The sequence below is a fragment of the Amycolatopsis pigmentata genome, from assembly GCF_042684065.1.
Lineage (GTDB): Bacteria > Actinomycetota > Actinomycetes > Mycobacteriales > Pseudonocardiaceae > Amycolatopsis_E > Amycolatopsis_E pigmentata.
In genome coordinates this window covers 220369-233248 of the sequence record NZ_JBHUKR010000015.1, presented here as the reverse complement: position 1 = coordinate 233248, position 12880 = coordinate 220369, and the positions used below count along the sequence as shown (strand labels likewise).

The window sequence follows — 12880 nt, the reverse complement described above, 5'->3', positions numbered from 1 at the left end:
CCGAACTGGCGCGCGGCCGAGCTGGGCCGCTTCGCTCTGCACGGCCGCGCCGAACGCCGTCGGCCACCGCGCGCGGGACGCGGAGGGCGTCAGAAGGTGCAGGGGTCCTCATCGTCGGCGACTTCCGGAGGGACCACCTTCCCCGCGATCGCCGGATGGTCAAAGCCGGGCCGAACGCTGTCAACCCCGCTTCGCGCCGATCACGCCCCCAGTGATCGTCTTGTACACGCAACGTCACGGAACGTACGTCGCAGGAGGGGCGTAATCGGTTACAGGGTTGACAGCGCCCGTCCCGGCTATGGGCGGCTGTGGATCGCGGGGAAGGTGGCGCGTGGTTGGCGGACGGCGCGGACTCCCGAGCGCGGCTTGGCTCGACCGAACCGCCGTTTACCCGCCAGAAACGACCGAAAATGACCGGTCAGTGTAGGAGTCAACGCGATCACGGTTGGCTACATCGGACCAGGTCATAGGCGGTTTCCGGGGGCAACCGGCAGTGGCGGGAGGGGCTGGAAGAGGCCCGAAGGGTTGTTGGTTCGAGTCCAACCGGGGGAGCAGCAGTAAAGAGGCCCCCAAGATCATCGGGGGCCTTCTCTACATCCACGGTTGATATCAGTCCTGGTCAGCGAGCCTGCTCATGCGCCCGGCCATCTTCCGTTTCGCCTCGTCGAGCACGTGCCCGTAGATGTTCGCGGTAGTCGTGATCGAGGCGTGGCCGAGTTGATCCGTGACCTCGCGGATAGTGGCGCCGTCCATGAGCAAAAGAGTGGCGCGGGTGTGGCGGAGATCATGAACGCGGCTCCGGTCTCTTTGTCCTGCTGACCACACGTCCCAGTCATGCCACATCCCCTGGCGCCGTTTCCGCGGTTCCTTGTGGCCGTGCCATCCTCCATCAGTGAACGAAGGTGAGCCTGCGCCGGTGTGTCGACGCTGCAATCGGCCTGTGACGCGCAGCCGTGACCACTACGGTGTCTTCGAGGGGATGCACTTTGTGTGCTTCCACTACGAGTTCGAGCACCATTGGGCAGATCCCGATGACGATTGCGGTGTTCCCGGCTGCCCTTCCGCCGCAGGGGGCGAAACAGGGATGTCTTGCTTCGGGTGGCTCGGGAGCTGCTTGACGATTGGTCGGACGGCCCGCCGGCCAACTGGGGTAACCAGACGTTGCCGGACTATCTTGAAGCACTCGTGGCATGGTTGATCGACTCGGACGGCTATTACGCTCGACGCAAAAGGCAATTCCGTGGAGCAGTTGGGAGCTGGTCGCAGTTGCATTGCGGGCAGCCACCGTTTACGAGTAGCTGCACCGGCAAGCGCGCCCGGTCCTACGAGGCAGGCGAGCACCGCAAGGAAGATCCATTCGTGTGGGCCGGTGTCTGGATCACCCTGGCCGCTGCGGCGATGGCGTTCGAGGAACTGCTTGTCGAACCATCCCGACACCCTGACTACTCGCCACGACCTGGCTCACTGGCAGGAACAGTCATCGGCGAGTCCGTCAAACCAGCGGTGAAACTCGGGCTCACGAGATTTAGGTCCGAAATGGACACTCCACAGTGGCCGGGGAATCTCGTGGTGCCGGTTGCGATTCATGCGGGCAAGTCGCTCGTGCGCGGACTTGCCTGATGAGAAGGGAGACGCCGTGGCAATCGCCGAGGGACCGGTTCCTCAGACCGGAGTAGGTGTCGTCGCCTCGTTCGACTTCATGCGTGACCGGGAGCTGTGGCGGTGGGCGCCTGACACCGTGTCCTTGTATATCGCTCGCACTGATCCTGTGCCGATGCGCGATCCGTTGGCGATGGTGTCCGGGCTCAACAGCCCGACGCTGGTCGCTCGCCCTACGCGGGAGGTCACGCGGGAACCCCTGGGCGCGGAGGTGGTCTTGTATGCGTGCACGGCGTGCAGCTTCGTCGGCGGCCACGACGGTGAACGCGCGCTGCGGGCGGCGATGCGCGAGGCGGGTGCGCCGCGAGCGGTGACGACATCGGGGGCTGTTCTGGCCGCGTTGGCGGCGCTTGAGGTGCGCAGTGTTGCCGTCGTTCATCCCTACATCGAGCCGGTTGGCGCGCGGCTTGCGGGGTTTCTTCGCGAGGCGGGGGTCGACGTCGTGGCCGCCCGCGGGTTGGGGCTGGACGCGCTCACGGTCGGTGCTGTGGATTACGCCGCCGTCGCTGAGCTCGTCGCGGCGGGGGATCATCCCGACGCGGAGGCGGTTTTCGTCAGTTGCACGGCGCTGCCGACCTACGACATCGTTGCCCCGCTGGAAGACCAGCTCGGTAAGCCAGTGGTCACCGCGAATCAGGCCGGGTTGTGGGCCGCGTTGCACGCGATCGGTTTCGAACCCGACGGGCCGGGCCAACGGCTCATGGGGGTCAAACCGGTTAGAGCCGTTTGATGGTCGCGCGCCAGGCCGGCGCGCCATCCGTGGTGAACCTGGCCATCAGTGTTTCCGGGCTGATGGACGTGATGTTCCAAACGGAGTCGAACGCGGCTTTCAGCTCTTCTTCGCTGACGGGATGCGGGCCGGTTTCCGGGCCGACGTCGCTGAAGCACAGTATGTGGAGCGTCGCGCCGGGCCGGGTCACCGACGCCAGGCTCGTTACGTAGTCCCGCCGTTCCTCGGCATCGAAGGTGTGGAACAGGCCGCAGTCCAGCACAGTCTCGAAGGTGCGGCCCAGCCGGTCCAACCGGAACGCGTCAGCCAGGGCGAACTCGGCATCGATTGCGCGGGCAGCGGCCTTTTTCCGTGCGATCGCCAAGGCGGTCTCGGCTACGTCTACGCCCAGAACCGGCAACCCGAGCGAGGCGACACGGAGCGTGTTCTCGCCGGTACCACAGCCCGCGTCCAGCACCGCGCCGGTGAATCCGCCATCGGTCACCAGCCGCGCGACGGCCGGCTGGGGCTCTCCGATGTCCCAGGGGGCGGGGCCGTCGTGGTAAGAAGCATCCCAGGATTGACCCGCCTGCCGCTCATGACTGGTCTGCCGGCGGTGGTCGGATGGATGGCCGGCGGGGCTTGTCGGTCGTCTGGACATCGTCGTCCCTCCTCCGTGCTCGTCCGAGCCTGATCCGGTTCAGTATCGCCGCCAGGCGCGGTCAGAGAAACACGCGAGCGATATCCAGCCACTTCTGTGCGTCCTCGCCGGCCGCGGTGAGATCGGTCGCGGCTCGTGGCCTGCGCTGGGTGACTCGAAGGCAGAAGTCGAGGGCACTTCCCTGAACCCGTTGCCGGGCATCTTCTGGGCCCCATACCCAGGTTTCGCCGTCAGGTCCAGCCAGTTCGACACGGAACGGCTCTGCAGGAACGGGCAATTGGGCAGCGTAGAACGACAATCCTCGCCCTATCACTCCCAGCGACGCCACGTGCCGCAGCCTGCCCGTCGGACGGCGCGAGACGCCCAGCGCATCGAAAACGTCCTGCCCGTGAGCCCACGTTTCCATGAGCCGAAGCGGTACCATGAGCGCCGCGCTCACCCGCGAGCCGAACCACGGAAATCCATGGTTCACGGGAACATCACCGAGCGCCGCCGCCAGCTCGGTGCGACCGGCACGCCATTCTTCCAGGAGCACCGATCGCGGTTTGGCCGCTCCCGCGTCGGCGTCGAGATCAGCGTATCGACTGCCGGCGGCTTCTGCCTGCTTCAGCACGGCGTCGAACGCCTCGGGGGTTCGGATGGCGACGAGAACGTTCGCGTCAGCCGCGGTGAGATGGGCTATCTGGTGGGCGATCGTCCATCCGGCCGCCGGTGTTGGTTTGGTCCAGTCGCTCTGCGCTGATACGAGGGCGTCGAGCTCCTCTCCTTCGGCCACCAGATCGGCCAGAGCGACCTCGCGCTCCAGGCCGGATATGTCGAGGCCGTAGTTCAGCATCGGCAGCACCTTCACACGCATTCGCCGGCAACGCCCTGCCTCTGTGGAACAGGTTACGTTGATTTGTCGTCGTCAGGTTACCTGATCTTGACTTCGGCAAGTCGAACTGGTTGTCGGGACGGGAATCACAGCGAAACTGGTGAGGGGATGCCCGGAGGCTTCGGCACTCCTCTCGCTGGATGCCGTCCCCGGGTGAAGGTCACTGTCGGTGGTGTTTCTCATTATGTGGGATACATCCCGACTCGGGACCTTCGCTGGTCACTCCGCGAATGGGTGAGGGTGTGCTTGGTTCGGCAGCCGGAAAGGCCGGAACTCGGTCACCCGAACGGACATTTGTCGTGGACATGGTTCGAACCACGTCCGCGCTGATCCCGTGAGGTCACGCGGGTGTCCACAAAGTACACCGTTTCGGCCTGGCTTCCACGTCGGCTGCGAGGCTGGTCACAGTGAATTTTTCATGCACCACCGGAGCACTATCGAAGCACTCCGCGCGGTCGTTCCTTCGACAGGGACCACAATAGTTACGTCCTGGCAAGCCAACCGCAACGCTACCGCGCTCTCTCCGTTACCAATGCCCGCGGATCACCAATTGACGTCCGTCCAAATGGGTCATTTTTGACGCCAGCCCATCGAACTTGGACAGGAACTAACTTACAGTCTTCTTACCTCGCCCACTCCGAGGCGACGGGCCACCCGACACCAGTATCCGAAACACGACTACCCCCGGACAAAGCCTCAGGCTCTCCGGTTCCTTCGACCCTACGGACACCACATGACCTCCTCCGCGGCATGAATCACTATCAACTGAAAGGGAAACAGCAATGTCGATCACCACGACCTCCGCCACGACCCCCACCGTGATCAGTGACCGTGACAAGCAACTCGCCTATCCCGCGGTCGTGCCTGTCCAAGCAGGTGCCACGAGCGCGGCTCCCGAACCCGCGGAAGGATTGTGCGGAGAACTGCTCACCTCCGTGCCGGCCGACACCGAACACCTGGGCTGGATCTGCATCCAGCCGCAGGGACACCTGCCTGGCTCGGACCACAGTGCCGAGGACGGCACAACATGGTGATCCCGGTTCGCACCGTGATCTACACCGTCACCGAAAAGGACTCCGTCCGCGCGATCGAACTCAGTCCGGAGTTCTGCCGGCACAAGCCCGCGGTGATGGCCAGCGCCCGCCTCGTGGCGGTGTGCGAATGGCCCTGCATGGAACAACTGCGCGAGGGACTGGGCCCGCACCAGTGTTCCCTCGGCGTGTTCCAGCATCTGAGACACACCGGCCCCATTCCCATCGGGGCCCGGATCGCCCTCGCGGCGCGGTGCGTCTCGCGTTCCGGTCCCTACAGCGAATGGGAGGTCGAGGTGCACGACGGATTCGAACTCGTCGGAAGCGCGCACCTCGGGTTCGTAGTCGTCGACCAGGCAGAGTTCGAACGCCGCCGCCTGCACGGCAAACATCCGGCCGAAGCAAGGTCGCCTGTGGCGGGGCAAGACCATGAGGATGTGAGAAGCATAGTCGGCCTGGGGATTTAGGAAGTTTCCCTCGTCGACACCGCCGTCAGGGGCCGGGGCACCGCGTTCCGGTCCCTGACGGCAGATGCTTGTTTAGACCATTTACAGGGGTCCTCGCAGAGGCTTACCGTTTTCGTGTGGGTTGCCGCGCGATCACGAGGAGCCGCCGCATGCCAGCGTTTCGACACGTGTGTGTCGTGGCCGCCCTGTTCACGGGCCTGATCGCCGCACCGCCGGTGACGGCCGGAGCCGCACCCGCGCCGCCGATGTATCCCCAGGTCGGTCCCGGCACGCACCTGCTGGACCATTCCGCGAAACTGGCGGGCTTCGTCGAGCCGGACTGGTACGAGGCCAACATCCCCTTCGTCGACCTGCCGGACAAGGCGATCGAGGACACCTACTACTACCGGTGGCGTACGTACAAGGAAGCGCTCAAATACACCGGTGCCCGCGACGGCTGGATCGTTTCGGAGTTCCTCGGCCCGGTCGGCTATTCCGCGCCCGGAGGCGGCATCGACGCCGCGGCGGGCCACCACATCTACGAGGGGCGATGGCTGCGCGACAGCCGTTACCTCGACGACTACATCGACTACTGGCTGCGGGGGAGCGGCTCGAAGGACAAGCCGGCGACGGAAGAGCTCAACCCCAACACCACCGACTGGGCTCACGAGTACTCGTTCTGGGCCGCGGACGCTGTCTTGGCGCGTGCTTCGGTGGACGGGCGGCGGGACTTCGCGGTGGACCGGCTGCCGGAGCTGCGGCGGCAGTGGGCGGCGTGGTCGCCTCAGTTCGACGATCAGCTCGGCCTGTACTGGCAGGTGCCGGTGTGGGACGCGATGGAATACACGGCGAGTTCCTACCAGAGCCCCGATCCGTATCACGGCGGCGCCGGCTTCCGGCCCACGCTCAACGCCTACCAGTACGGGGACGCGATGGCCATCGCGAGCCTGCTGCGCCTGCGGGGCGCGAGTGGTGACCGGCTGCTGGCCGACCGGTACGAGCACGACGCGCGATCCCTTCAAGCGAACCAGGAACGCTACCTGTGGGACAGCGGCGGCCAGTTCTACAAGCACGTGATGCGCGATGACAACCCCACGCGCGCCAAGATCGGCGACCGGGAGGAGATCGGGTTCATTCCGTGGTACTTCCACATGGCGCCGCCGGGTGACGCCGCGGCGTGGGCGCAGTTGCGCGACCCGGCGGGTTTCGCGGCCCCGTTCGGCCCGGCCACGGTGGAACGGCGAAGCCCCTGGTACCTGCACGGCGCGCTTCAGGGTTGCTGCCACTGGTCGGGTCCGAGCTGGCCGTACGCGACGAGCCAGACGCTGACCGCGCTGGCGAACCTGCTGATCGACTATCCACCGCAACCCTACGTCGGCGAAGAGGACTTCTACGATCTGCTCCACGGTTATGCCCTGACACAGCGGAAGAACGGCCGGCCCTATGTGGCGGAGGCACATCACCCGGACGAGGACCGGTGGCTTTACGACTCGCCCGGCCACAGTGAGGACTACAACCACTCGTCGTTCAACGACCTGGTGCTCTCCGGCCTGCTGGGCATCCGGCCGCAACAGGGCGACGACGTCCGCATTTCACCTCTCGCACCGTCCACTTGGGACCATTTCGCGGCGGAGAACGTCCCCTACCACGGGCACAACCTGACGATCGCGTGGGACCGGGGCGGGCAGGTCTACGGTCACGGCGCGGGACTGAGCGTCTGGGTGGACGGCGCTCTCGTGCGTCGCCAGCCGGACCTGAGCCCGGTGGACATCCCGGTTCCTGATGGTATGCCACGGAAACCGGCGCGGGTCGTCAACGATCTGGCCAACAGTGCGGTGGCTTCCGCCTCCTACACCTGGCCGGGTGACAAGCCGTCGAACGCGGTCGACGGACAGGACTTCTTCCTCGATGTTCCTTCGACACGGTGGACCAACTACGGCAGTCCGAACGCGCGGGACTGGCTCGAGGTCGATCTTGGCGCCGCCATCAGCGTTTCCGACGTCCGGATCTCGTTCTACGACGACGGCGGAGGCGTTCGCACACCCGATTCCTACGAGGTGCGGTACCGGAAAGCGGACGGCTCGTGGGCAAGCCTCCCGCGGCAGGTGCGAACACCCCAGGCGCCGATCCGCGGCCGCGTCAACCGGATCACGGTCCAACCCCCCGTCCACACCGACGGGCTCCGCATCCTGGCGTCCAGAGTGGACGGTGGCGCGGTCGGCATCACCGAACTGGGGAGCTGGCGGGCCGGATGACCTACTCGCGCGCGTGGTCCGGGACTCCCGCCGGCGCCTTGGTGGACGAACCGCCGTCGGGGCCGCCCTGCCGGAACGTGCGGGCGAGGTGGTCTTGGAAGCGGGCGTGGCGGAACTGGTAGACCGCGCCGGTCTGGCGTAGCACTCCGCGATGGTAGGCGTCGTCGAGGAAGACGGGGACCGACCAGGGAAGTTTGCCGGTGACGGGCAGCCAAACGCGGGACAGCACCAGCCATTGACCCCAGGCGGTGAACGCCAGGGCATAGGAAAGCGCGCCGCTCAGGCCTCCGACGACGCCGGTGGCGAGTCCGCCGAGGCCCCACACCAACGGGCCGAGCAGGCCCTGCAGGGAGGCGACCACGAGCGTGCCGCCGAAGGTGATCGCGAGCGCGAGCGCCGGCGCGAGTGCCAGGACCTGCCGGATCACGGTGGTGCGGTTGGCGCGCAGCATGGTGAGCGGGCTCGCGGCCGAGTTGAGGTCGAGCGGCGTTTCCAGCGCGGCCACCAGACCGAACACGATGCCCGCCGCGAGCCCGAAGACGGCCCCGCTCACCAGCATGTTGATCAACGCCGTCCGGATCAGCACGTCCATCGACGGCAGTCCGTAGACCGTGCCGCGCACCACGGCGCTCACCGACCCGTATCCCAGACCCACCATGCAGCCGCCGAGGAGACCGGAGCCGAACCTTCCGGTGAAGGTGCGGACCATCGGGACCTGGCTGTTCCGGCCGAGCAGGCGCATCTGGACGTACGACGGCTGGAACACCACCCCGCCGAACACGGTCATCAGCCCGTAGACGAGGCCGAAACCCAGGCCCACCAGGGGACCGATCAGCAGCCCGTCCAGCAGACCGGCCTCGAGGCCGAAGGGGAAGCCGACCTTGATCACGTCGAGCGGCAGCAGGATCAGCCAGTCGACGAGCGTGGTGACGGCCGCCGACGCCAGGACCACGCCGAGAATGCGGGACGAGTTGCCGAGCGAGTCGCCCAGCTGCCACCACGCGAGATCCGGTGAACCCAGCCGGGTCACATGGTGGGCGAGGTAGCCCAGCCATCGCTGGACGCGGTCCGGAGTCCAGTGCGGTCTGGGCACCCCGGCGGAGTGCGGCCGGTAGGCGGTCGGGACGAAACTGCCCAGCAGATGGTCTTCGAGGTCGTCCGAGGTCGGGAACCGGGTGATGTCCAGGAGCGCCGCCGGATCCTTGTCGCGGTAGATGGTGCGGGCGAGGACGACCATGAGCGGCGTCCTGAGCACTTCGGCGAGATTCTCGCGCGCGGGATCGTCCCCGCCGTCGCGCAGCTCGGCCAGGACCTTGTCCCAGCGATTCGTGCGGCTGGAGCGGCGCAGGTAGTCGTCCATGTCGGCGGGCGTCAGGTCGTCGATCCAGATGCCCGCCGCCCAGGTGAGCACGTCGGTCGCGGCGACGGCCGTGCGGTATTCGCCGGGGCGGCTGGTCAGCAGCATGGGCAGCGACGTGGCGTTCAGCGCCAGCAACGCGTCCCGGTGCAGGACTTCGGGAATCTCGTCGAATCCGTCGAGCACCGGCAGAACGCGACCGGACTCGACCAGCGCGGCGGCCAGGTTTGCGCTGCCGGGCGTCGCGGCGACCAGATCCGGGTGGTCGCGCAGCAGCCGGCCGATCAGCCAGTCCCGCAGGGAGGCTTCCGTGGGATCCCACGAGCCCAGGCTGAAGATCACCGGAACCGGGTCGGCGGCGGTGCGCGTGGCGAGGTAGTCCAGAACGAAGCGCAGCGTCAGGATCGTCTTTCCCGACCCGGCGCGGCCGAGTACCACCAGCCGGCCGGAGGGGACGCGCCGGTAGACCTCCGCGATCCTGGTCAGGTCACCCGTGAGGTCCAGCGGATCCGCCGTGTCGCCGGGCGGGACGCCCCGGACGTTGTCCCAGTGGTCGGCCAGGTGTCCGGGCACGGGATGCCACCGCACGGGCAGCGGGAACGGGTTGTGGGCGCCGCGCTGTTCGACTTCCCGGCGCCACCGGCGCTGGAGCACGTCGGCGAGCCGATCGGTCACCTCGGCCAACGGCGGGCGCACGGCGGTCGGGACGGGCCCGGGTTCGGCCGGCGGTACCGTGCCGGCCGCGGACATCAGTGCACGGCGCTGCTCCGGGATGAGTTTCAAGGCGTCGGCGATGAGCCGGATGGTGTCGAGCCGGAAGTTCTCCTCGGTGCTGGTCTCCAGTCGGCGAATGGTCCGCACGCTGACCCCGGACTGCCGGTTGAGTTCTTCCTGGGTCATTCCGGCTTCACGCCGCAGCCGGCGCAAAAGCGGGCCCAATTCACTCGTCACCTGATGCCTTCCCCCGCGAAATCGGTCTTGGTGACTCTATCGCTCCGACCGGTCATCTGTGGCCGGTTCCTGACCTGGTCTTTTACCCGGGTCGATCGCGAGCATTCGAGGGCACGCCGATTCCGGGAGAGGGGAAATCATGAGTGTTCGCCGTCGGCTGGGTGTGGTCCTGATGGCCGGCCTGGCCGCCCTTGCCATTGTCGTCACGCCAACAGCAGCCATGCCTGCGAGCCGGCATGGACCACTTCATCCGTTGCTCATCCGGCGCATCGAGCATCCCTGATCGGAGGAGACGAGAATGGCGGACAACTACCGGTACTGGTGTGGTGAATGCGGTTACCACACCCCCTGGCTCACCGAATCGCAAGGCGCCGACGCGCAAATGACCCACTACATCCAGCGCCACCCCGGCATTCCGCCCGGGGGGCGGGTCGAGTTCCGTCAGCGGCCCACGGGCGGTGGCGGATGCCTCGGTGTCGTCGCGGCACTGTTTTTGATCCTGCTTCTCGCGAGCACGTGCCAGCACGGATCGCAGAGCGCGCCCCAGATCCCCCCGGCCGTCCACCTGGAAACCCGATGAAGGCGGGAAAGGAGGAAACCGTGACGGCGAAAGGTGGCCACGCGGCAGAAGTGTCCATTTCGGACCTCAGCGAACTTCGTTCCTTGAGCGCGTATCTCGGGCGGGTGCCGGGCGTGGCGGTGACCCGAATGCCTCGTACGACAACGAACGGGGGTCTGGGCTCGTGGGACGTATTGCAGATCGCCGTCACCGGCGGCGTGCCGCTGATGACGGCGCTGCGGAGGCTGCCCGCCTTTCTCCGGTCCCGGCGCCCGGGTGTGGCGGTCACCGTCAAATGCGGAGGCGAGGTGGTCACGCTGACCGCGGAAAACGTCGGTGAGGTCTTGCCGGTCCTGGAGGCGATGCTCGACGGAAAGTCATGACCGGCCTCGACCCGGCGTGAGCACCCCCGGCCCCGGTGGGCCGCAATGGTGCGCAGGCCGCGACACCGATTTGGGAAAGCTGCGCTGTGCGCCATAATTGATGCCGTGTTCAGGGACTTAACTCAGGTGCAGCGGCTGGACCTTGATCCCGAAATCGCCCGGCATCCTCTGATCGAACTGGAGGACGGCCGGTACTGCTGGTACAGCGGCTTCTATCACCAGGAGAGCTTCGCGCAGCGCGTGCGCTATGTCTTCGCCGAGCCGGAGCGCTACGAAAACTTCGATGGCCCGCCGTTCGACAAACTGCGCATCGGCAACTTCTGCCAGTTCGCTTCCGGGTGCGTCTTCATGCTGGGCGGCAACCACGGGCACGACGCGAAAGCGGTGACGCCGTACGGGTTCTTCTCCATCTTCGAGGGTGCCCGGAACTGCATCGCACCGGTCGGGGACACCGTCGTGGGGCACGAAGTGTGGATCGGCTACGAGGCGCTCGTGATGCCGGGCGTGCGCATCGGCACCGGCGCGATCATCGGTTCCCGCGCCGTCGTCTCCCGCGACGTGGCGCCGTTTTCCATCGTGGTCGCCGACAACAAGGTGGTCCGGCACCGCTTCGATCCGTTGTCCCGCAAGCTGTTGTGGCGGATCGGCTGGTGGACCTGGCCCGACGAACGGATATCCGAGGCGCTGCCCCTGCTGCAGGGCCACGATGTGCGCGCGCTTGCCGAGTTCGCCGGCGTCACGCCCGAGGAAGTCGTCGGCGACCCCGATCCGGCCGAACAGGCATCGCCGGATTTCAGCGGGGCGTGAGGATCACGACCGGGATTTCCCGCTCGGTCCACGTCTGGTACTTCGCGAAGTCGGCGTAGAAGTCGACCAGGCGCGGCCAGAGATCGTCGCGCTCCTCGGATGAGGCGACCTTGGCCACGACGGGGATGTCGCGACGGCCCTTGATGTGCACGCGGGTTTCGGGGTGCGCGATCAGGTTGAAGTACCACTGCGGGTGTTTGGGCAGACCGCCCTGGGAGGCGACGAGGACCAGGTCTTCGCCGGAACGCAGATAGAGCAGCGGGGTCGTGAACAGCCGTCCGGACTTGCGGCCGCGGTGCTCCAGGAGCAGCGTCGGGGCAGGCTTGCGGAAGGCGGCCCCGATCCGCCACTTGTTGCCGACGCGCCCGTTGGTCAGCTTGAAGATCTTCACATGGAGCTTGGCCATGTACTTCATGCCTTTGGCGGTCACCGCCGAATCCAGGCCCTTGGGAGTTTTGTCGGGCAAGGTGAAACGTCCCATCGTGAACTCCTGACGGTCTAAGGGATTGACTCGGCGGGCGGGCCGGCGAGGACGGATGTCACGAGGTCGACGACGTCGGCGACGACCTCGTCGGTGGTCCAGGTCTCCGCCTCCGGGCCGAGCAGGCGACGAGTGCGCTCGACGTCGCCCAGGATGTTCAGCGTCGTGTTCATCGCCTGGAGCAAACGGAAATTGAGCGTCCGGCAGGGGACGCCCGGGCTCAGCCGTTCCAGCACTTCGATGAAGGTGGCGTTGCGCCGGAAGAACGACTCGGAAATCGAGGCCAGCCTCGTGTCACCGGTGGCCAGCAGGTGGCCGACGAGCCGGATCCAGTGGTCGCCGCCGGAGCCGAGCACGGCGACCACCGGCCGCACGAGCGCACGGGCCAGATCGTGTGTGGTGATGGCTCGCTCTTCGAGTTCCAGGAGCACCGCGTCCCGCTCGCGGGTCACCTGGTCCAGCCGGCTGCGCAGGACCGCGTCCAGCAGTCCGTCCTTCGAACCGAAGTGGTAGTGGATCGCGGCGACGTTCGTCCCGGCCGCCTGCATCACCGTGCGCAGTGACACCGCGTCGACGCCGTGCTCGGCGAACAGCCGCTCCGCGGCCGCGACGAGGCGCCGTTCCGTGCCCGCCGCGGAGCCGCCCACTCGGGTGGCTTGAGGGCCCATGGTGCGAATCTATCACGTGTTTCCATCACTTGATAGATT

15 protein-coding genes are annotated in these 12880 nt (G+C 66.7%); 9 read left to right on the top strand and 6 right to left on the bottom strand.

Translation table 11 applies throughout. The features are described from left to right. Positions 1–609: 609 nt before the first annotated feature. Positions 610–933, bottom strand: a complete 324-nt coding sequence (locus ACFSXZ_RS26885; protein WP_378267981.1) for a tyrosine-type recombinase/integrase — start codon at positions 931–933, stop codon at positions 610–612. A 165-nt stretch (positions 934–1098) separates the two neighbouring features. Between ACFSXZ_RS26885 and ACFSXZ_RS26880 the strand changes: the two genes are divergently transcribed. Then, positions 1099–1620, top strand: a complete 522-nt coding sequence (locus ACFSXZ_RS26880) for a DUF7660 family protein (RefSeq protein ID WP_378267980.1) — start codon at positions 1099–1101, stop codon at positions 1618–1620. Between the two features lie 16 nt (positions 1621–1636). Next, a complete protein-coding gene (locus tag ACFSXZ_RS26875) occupies positions 1637–2389 on the top strand; it encodes a maleate cis-trans isomerase family protein (protein WP_378267979.1) in 753 nt (250 codons plus the stop codon). Here the strand turns inward: ACFSXZ_RS26875 and ACFSXZ_RS26870 are convergent. Both ACFSXZ_RS26870 and ACFSXZ_RS26865 read right to left on the bottom strand, forming a co-directional pair. Further along, positions 2376–3029: a class I SAM-dependent methyltransferase gene (locus ACFSXZ_RS26870; protein ID WP_378267978.1), complete on the bottom strand. Its 654-nt coding sequence runs from the start codon at positions 3027–3029 to the stop codon at positions 2376–2378. The two genes, ACFSXZ_RS26875 and ACFSXZ_RS26870, sit on opposite strands and share 14 nt — an antisense overlap. A gap of 61 nt (positions 3030–3090) precedes the next feature. After that, a complete protein-coding gene (locus tag ACFSXZ_RS26865) occupies positions 3091–3864 on the bottom strand; it encodes a TIGR03084 family metal-binding protein (protein WP_378267977.1) in 774 nt (257 codons plus the stop codon). 821 nt (positions 3865–4685) lie between these two features. On the opposite strand from ACFSXZ_RS26865, the gene ACFSXZ_RS26860 reads away from it, so the two are divergent. The 3 genes from ACFSXZ_RS26860 to ACFSXZ_RS26850 all read left to right on the top strand — a co-directional run bounded on the left by ACFSXZ_RS26860 (position 4686) and on the right by ACFSXZ_RS26850 (position 7635). Next, positions 4686–4937: a hypothetical protein gene (locus ACFSXZ_RS26860; RefSeq protein ID WP_378267976.1), complete on the top strand. Its 252-nt coding sequence runs from the start codon at positions 4686–4688 to the stop codon at positions 4935–4937. Continuing rightward, positions 4931–5401 carry a thioesterase family protein gene (locus ACFSXZ_RS26855; RefSeq protein WP_378267975.1) on the top strand — a complete coding sequence of 157 codons (471 nt, stop codon included), beginning with the start codon at positions 4931–4933 and terminating at the stop codon, positions 5399–5401. The genes ACFSXZ_RS26860 and ACFSXZ_RS26855 overlap by 7 nt, the downstream gene beginning before the upstream one ends. 149 nt (positions 5402–5550) lie before the next feature. Then, entirely contained in the window at positions 5551–7635 is a 2085-nt protein-coding gene (locus tag ACFSXZ_RS26850; RefSeq protein WP_378267974.1) for an MGH1-like glycoside hydrolase domain-containing protein, read from the top strand. 1 nt (position 7636) lies between these two features. Here ACFSXZ_RS26850 and ACFSXZ_RS26845 read toward each other — a convergent pair whose 3' ends face one another. Next, entirely contained in the window at positions 7637–9943 is a 2307-nt protein-coding gene (locus tag ACFSXZ_RS26845; RefSeq protein ID WP_378267973.1) for a helix-turn-helix domain-containing protein, read from the bottom strand. Between the two features lie 139 nt (positions 9944–10082). Between ACFSXZ_RS26845 and ACFSXZ_RS26840 the strand changes: the two genes are divergently transcribed. From ACFSXZ_RS26840 to ACFSXZ_RS26825, 4 genes are read left to right on the top strand one after another with little or no spacing between them, the layout of a single operon-like run. Continuing rightward, positions 10083–10226, top strand: coding sequence for a hypothetical protein (locus ACFSXZ_RS26840; RefSeq protein ID WP_378267972.1), 144 nt, complete (start codon positions 10083–10085; stop codon positions 10224–10226). Between the two features lie 15 nt (positions 10227–10241). Further along, a complete protein-coding gene (locus tag ACFSXZ_RS26835; protein WP_378267971.1) occupies positions 10242–10523 on the top strand; it encodes a hypothetical protein in 282 nt (93 codons plus the stop codon). Positions 10524–10543: 20 nt separating this feature from the next. Beyond that, entirely contained in the window at positions 10544–10885 is a 342-nt protein-coding gene (locus ACFSXZ_RS26830; protein WP_378267970.1) for an effector-associated constant component EACC1, read from the top strand. A 45-nt stretch (positions 10886–10930) separates the two neighbouring features. Beyond that, a complete protein-coding gene (locus ACFSXZ_RS26825; RefSeq protein WP_378267969.1) occupies positions 10931–11692 on the top strand; it encodes a CatB-related O-acetyltransferase in 762 nt (253 codons plus the stop codon). Here ACFSXZ_RS26825 and ACFSXZ_RS26820 read toward each other — a convergent pair. Both ACFSXZ_RS26820 and ACFSXZ_RS26815 read right to left on the bottom strand, forming a co-directional pair. Then, positions 11679–12173, bottom strand: a complete 495-nt coding sequence (locus tag ACFSXZ_RS26820; RefSeq protein WP_378267968.1) for a nitroreductase family deazaflavin-dependent oxidoreductase — start codon at positions 12171–12173, stop codon at positions 11679–11681. The genes ACFSXZ_RS26825 and ACFSXZ_RS26820 overlap by 14 nt on opposite strands. A 17-nt stretch (positions 12174–12190) precedes the next feature. After that, positions 12191–12841: a TetR/AcrR family transcriptional regulator gene (locus ACFSXZ_RS26815; protein WP_378267967.1), complete on the bottom strand. Its 651-nt coding sequence runs from the start codon at positions 12839–12841 to the stop codon at positions 12191–12193. Positions 12842–12880: the final 39 nt, after the last annotated feature.

Bases quoted from the DNA above. Each gene is read 5' to 3' on its own strand.
- ACFSXZ_RS26860 (WP_378267976.1), top strand. From the start codon at position 4,686: ATGTCGATCACCACGACCTCCGCCACGACCCCCACCGTGATCAGTGAC.
- ACFSXZ_RS26840 (WP_378267972.1), top strand. From the start codon at position 10,083: ATGAGTGTTCGCCGTCGGCTGGGTGTGGTCCTGATGGCCGGCCTGGCC.
- ACFSXZ_RS26865 (WP_378267977.1), bottom strand. From the start codon at position 3,864: ATGCTGAACTACGGCCTCGACATATCCGGCCTGGAGCGCGAGGTCGCT.
- ACFSXZ_RS26855 (WP_378267975.1), top strand. From the start codon at position 4,931: ATGGTGATCCCGGTTCGCACCGTGATCTACACCGTCACCGAAAAGGAC.
- ACFSXZ_RS26815 (WP_378267967.1), bottom strand. From the start codon at position 12,841: ATGGGCCCTCAAGCCACCCGAGTGGGCGGCTCCGCGGCGGGCACGGAA.
- ACFSXZ_RS26870 (WP_378267978.1), bottom strand. From the start codon at position 3,029: ATGTCCAGACGACCGACAAGCCCCGCCGGCCATCCATCCGACCACCGC.
- ACFSXZ_RS26835 (WP_378267971.1), top strand. From the start codon at position 10,242: ATGGCGGACAACTACCGGTACTGGTGTGGTGAATGCGGTTACCACACC.
- ACFSXZ_RS26850 (WP_378267974.1), top strand. From the start codon at position 5,551: ATGCCAGCGTTTCGACACGTGTGTGTCGTGGCCGCCCTGTTCACGGGC.
- ACFSXZ_RS26825 (WP_378267969.1), top strand. From the start codon at position 10,931: ATGGTGCGCAGGCCGCGACACCGATTTGGGAAAGCTGCGCTGTGCGCC.
- ACFSXZ_RS26820 (WP_378267968.1), bottom strand. From the start codon at position 12,173: ATGGGACGTTTCACCTTGCCCGACAAAACTCCCAAGGGCCTGGATTCG.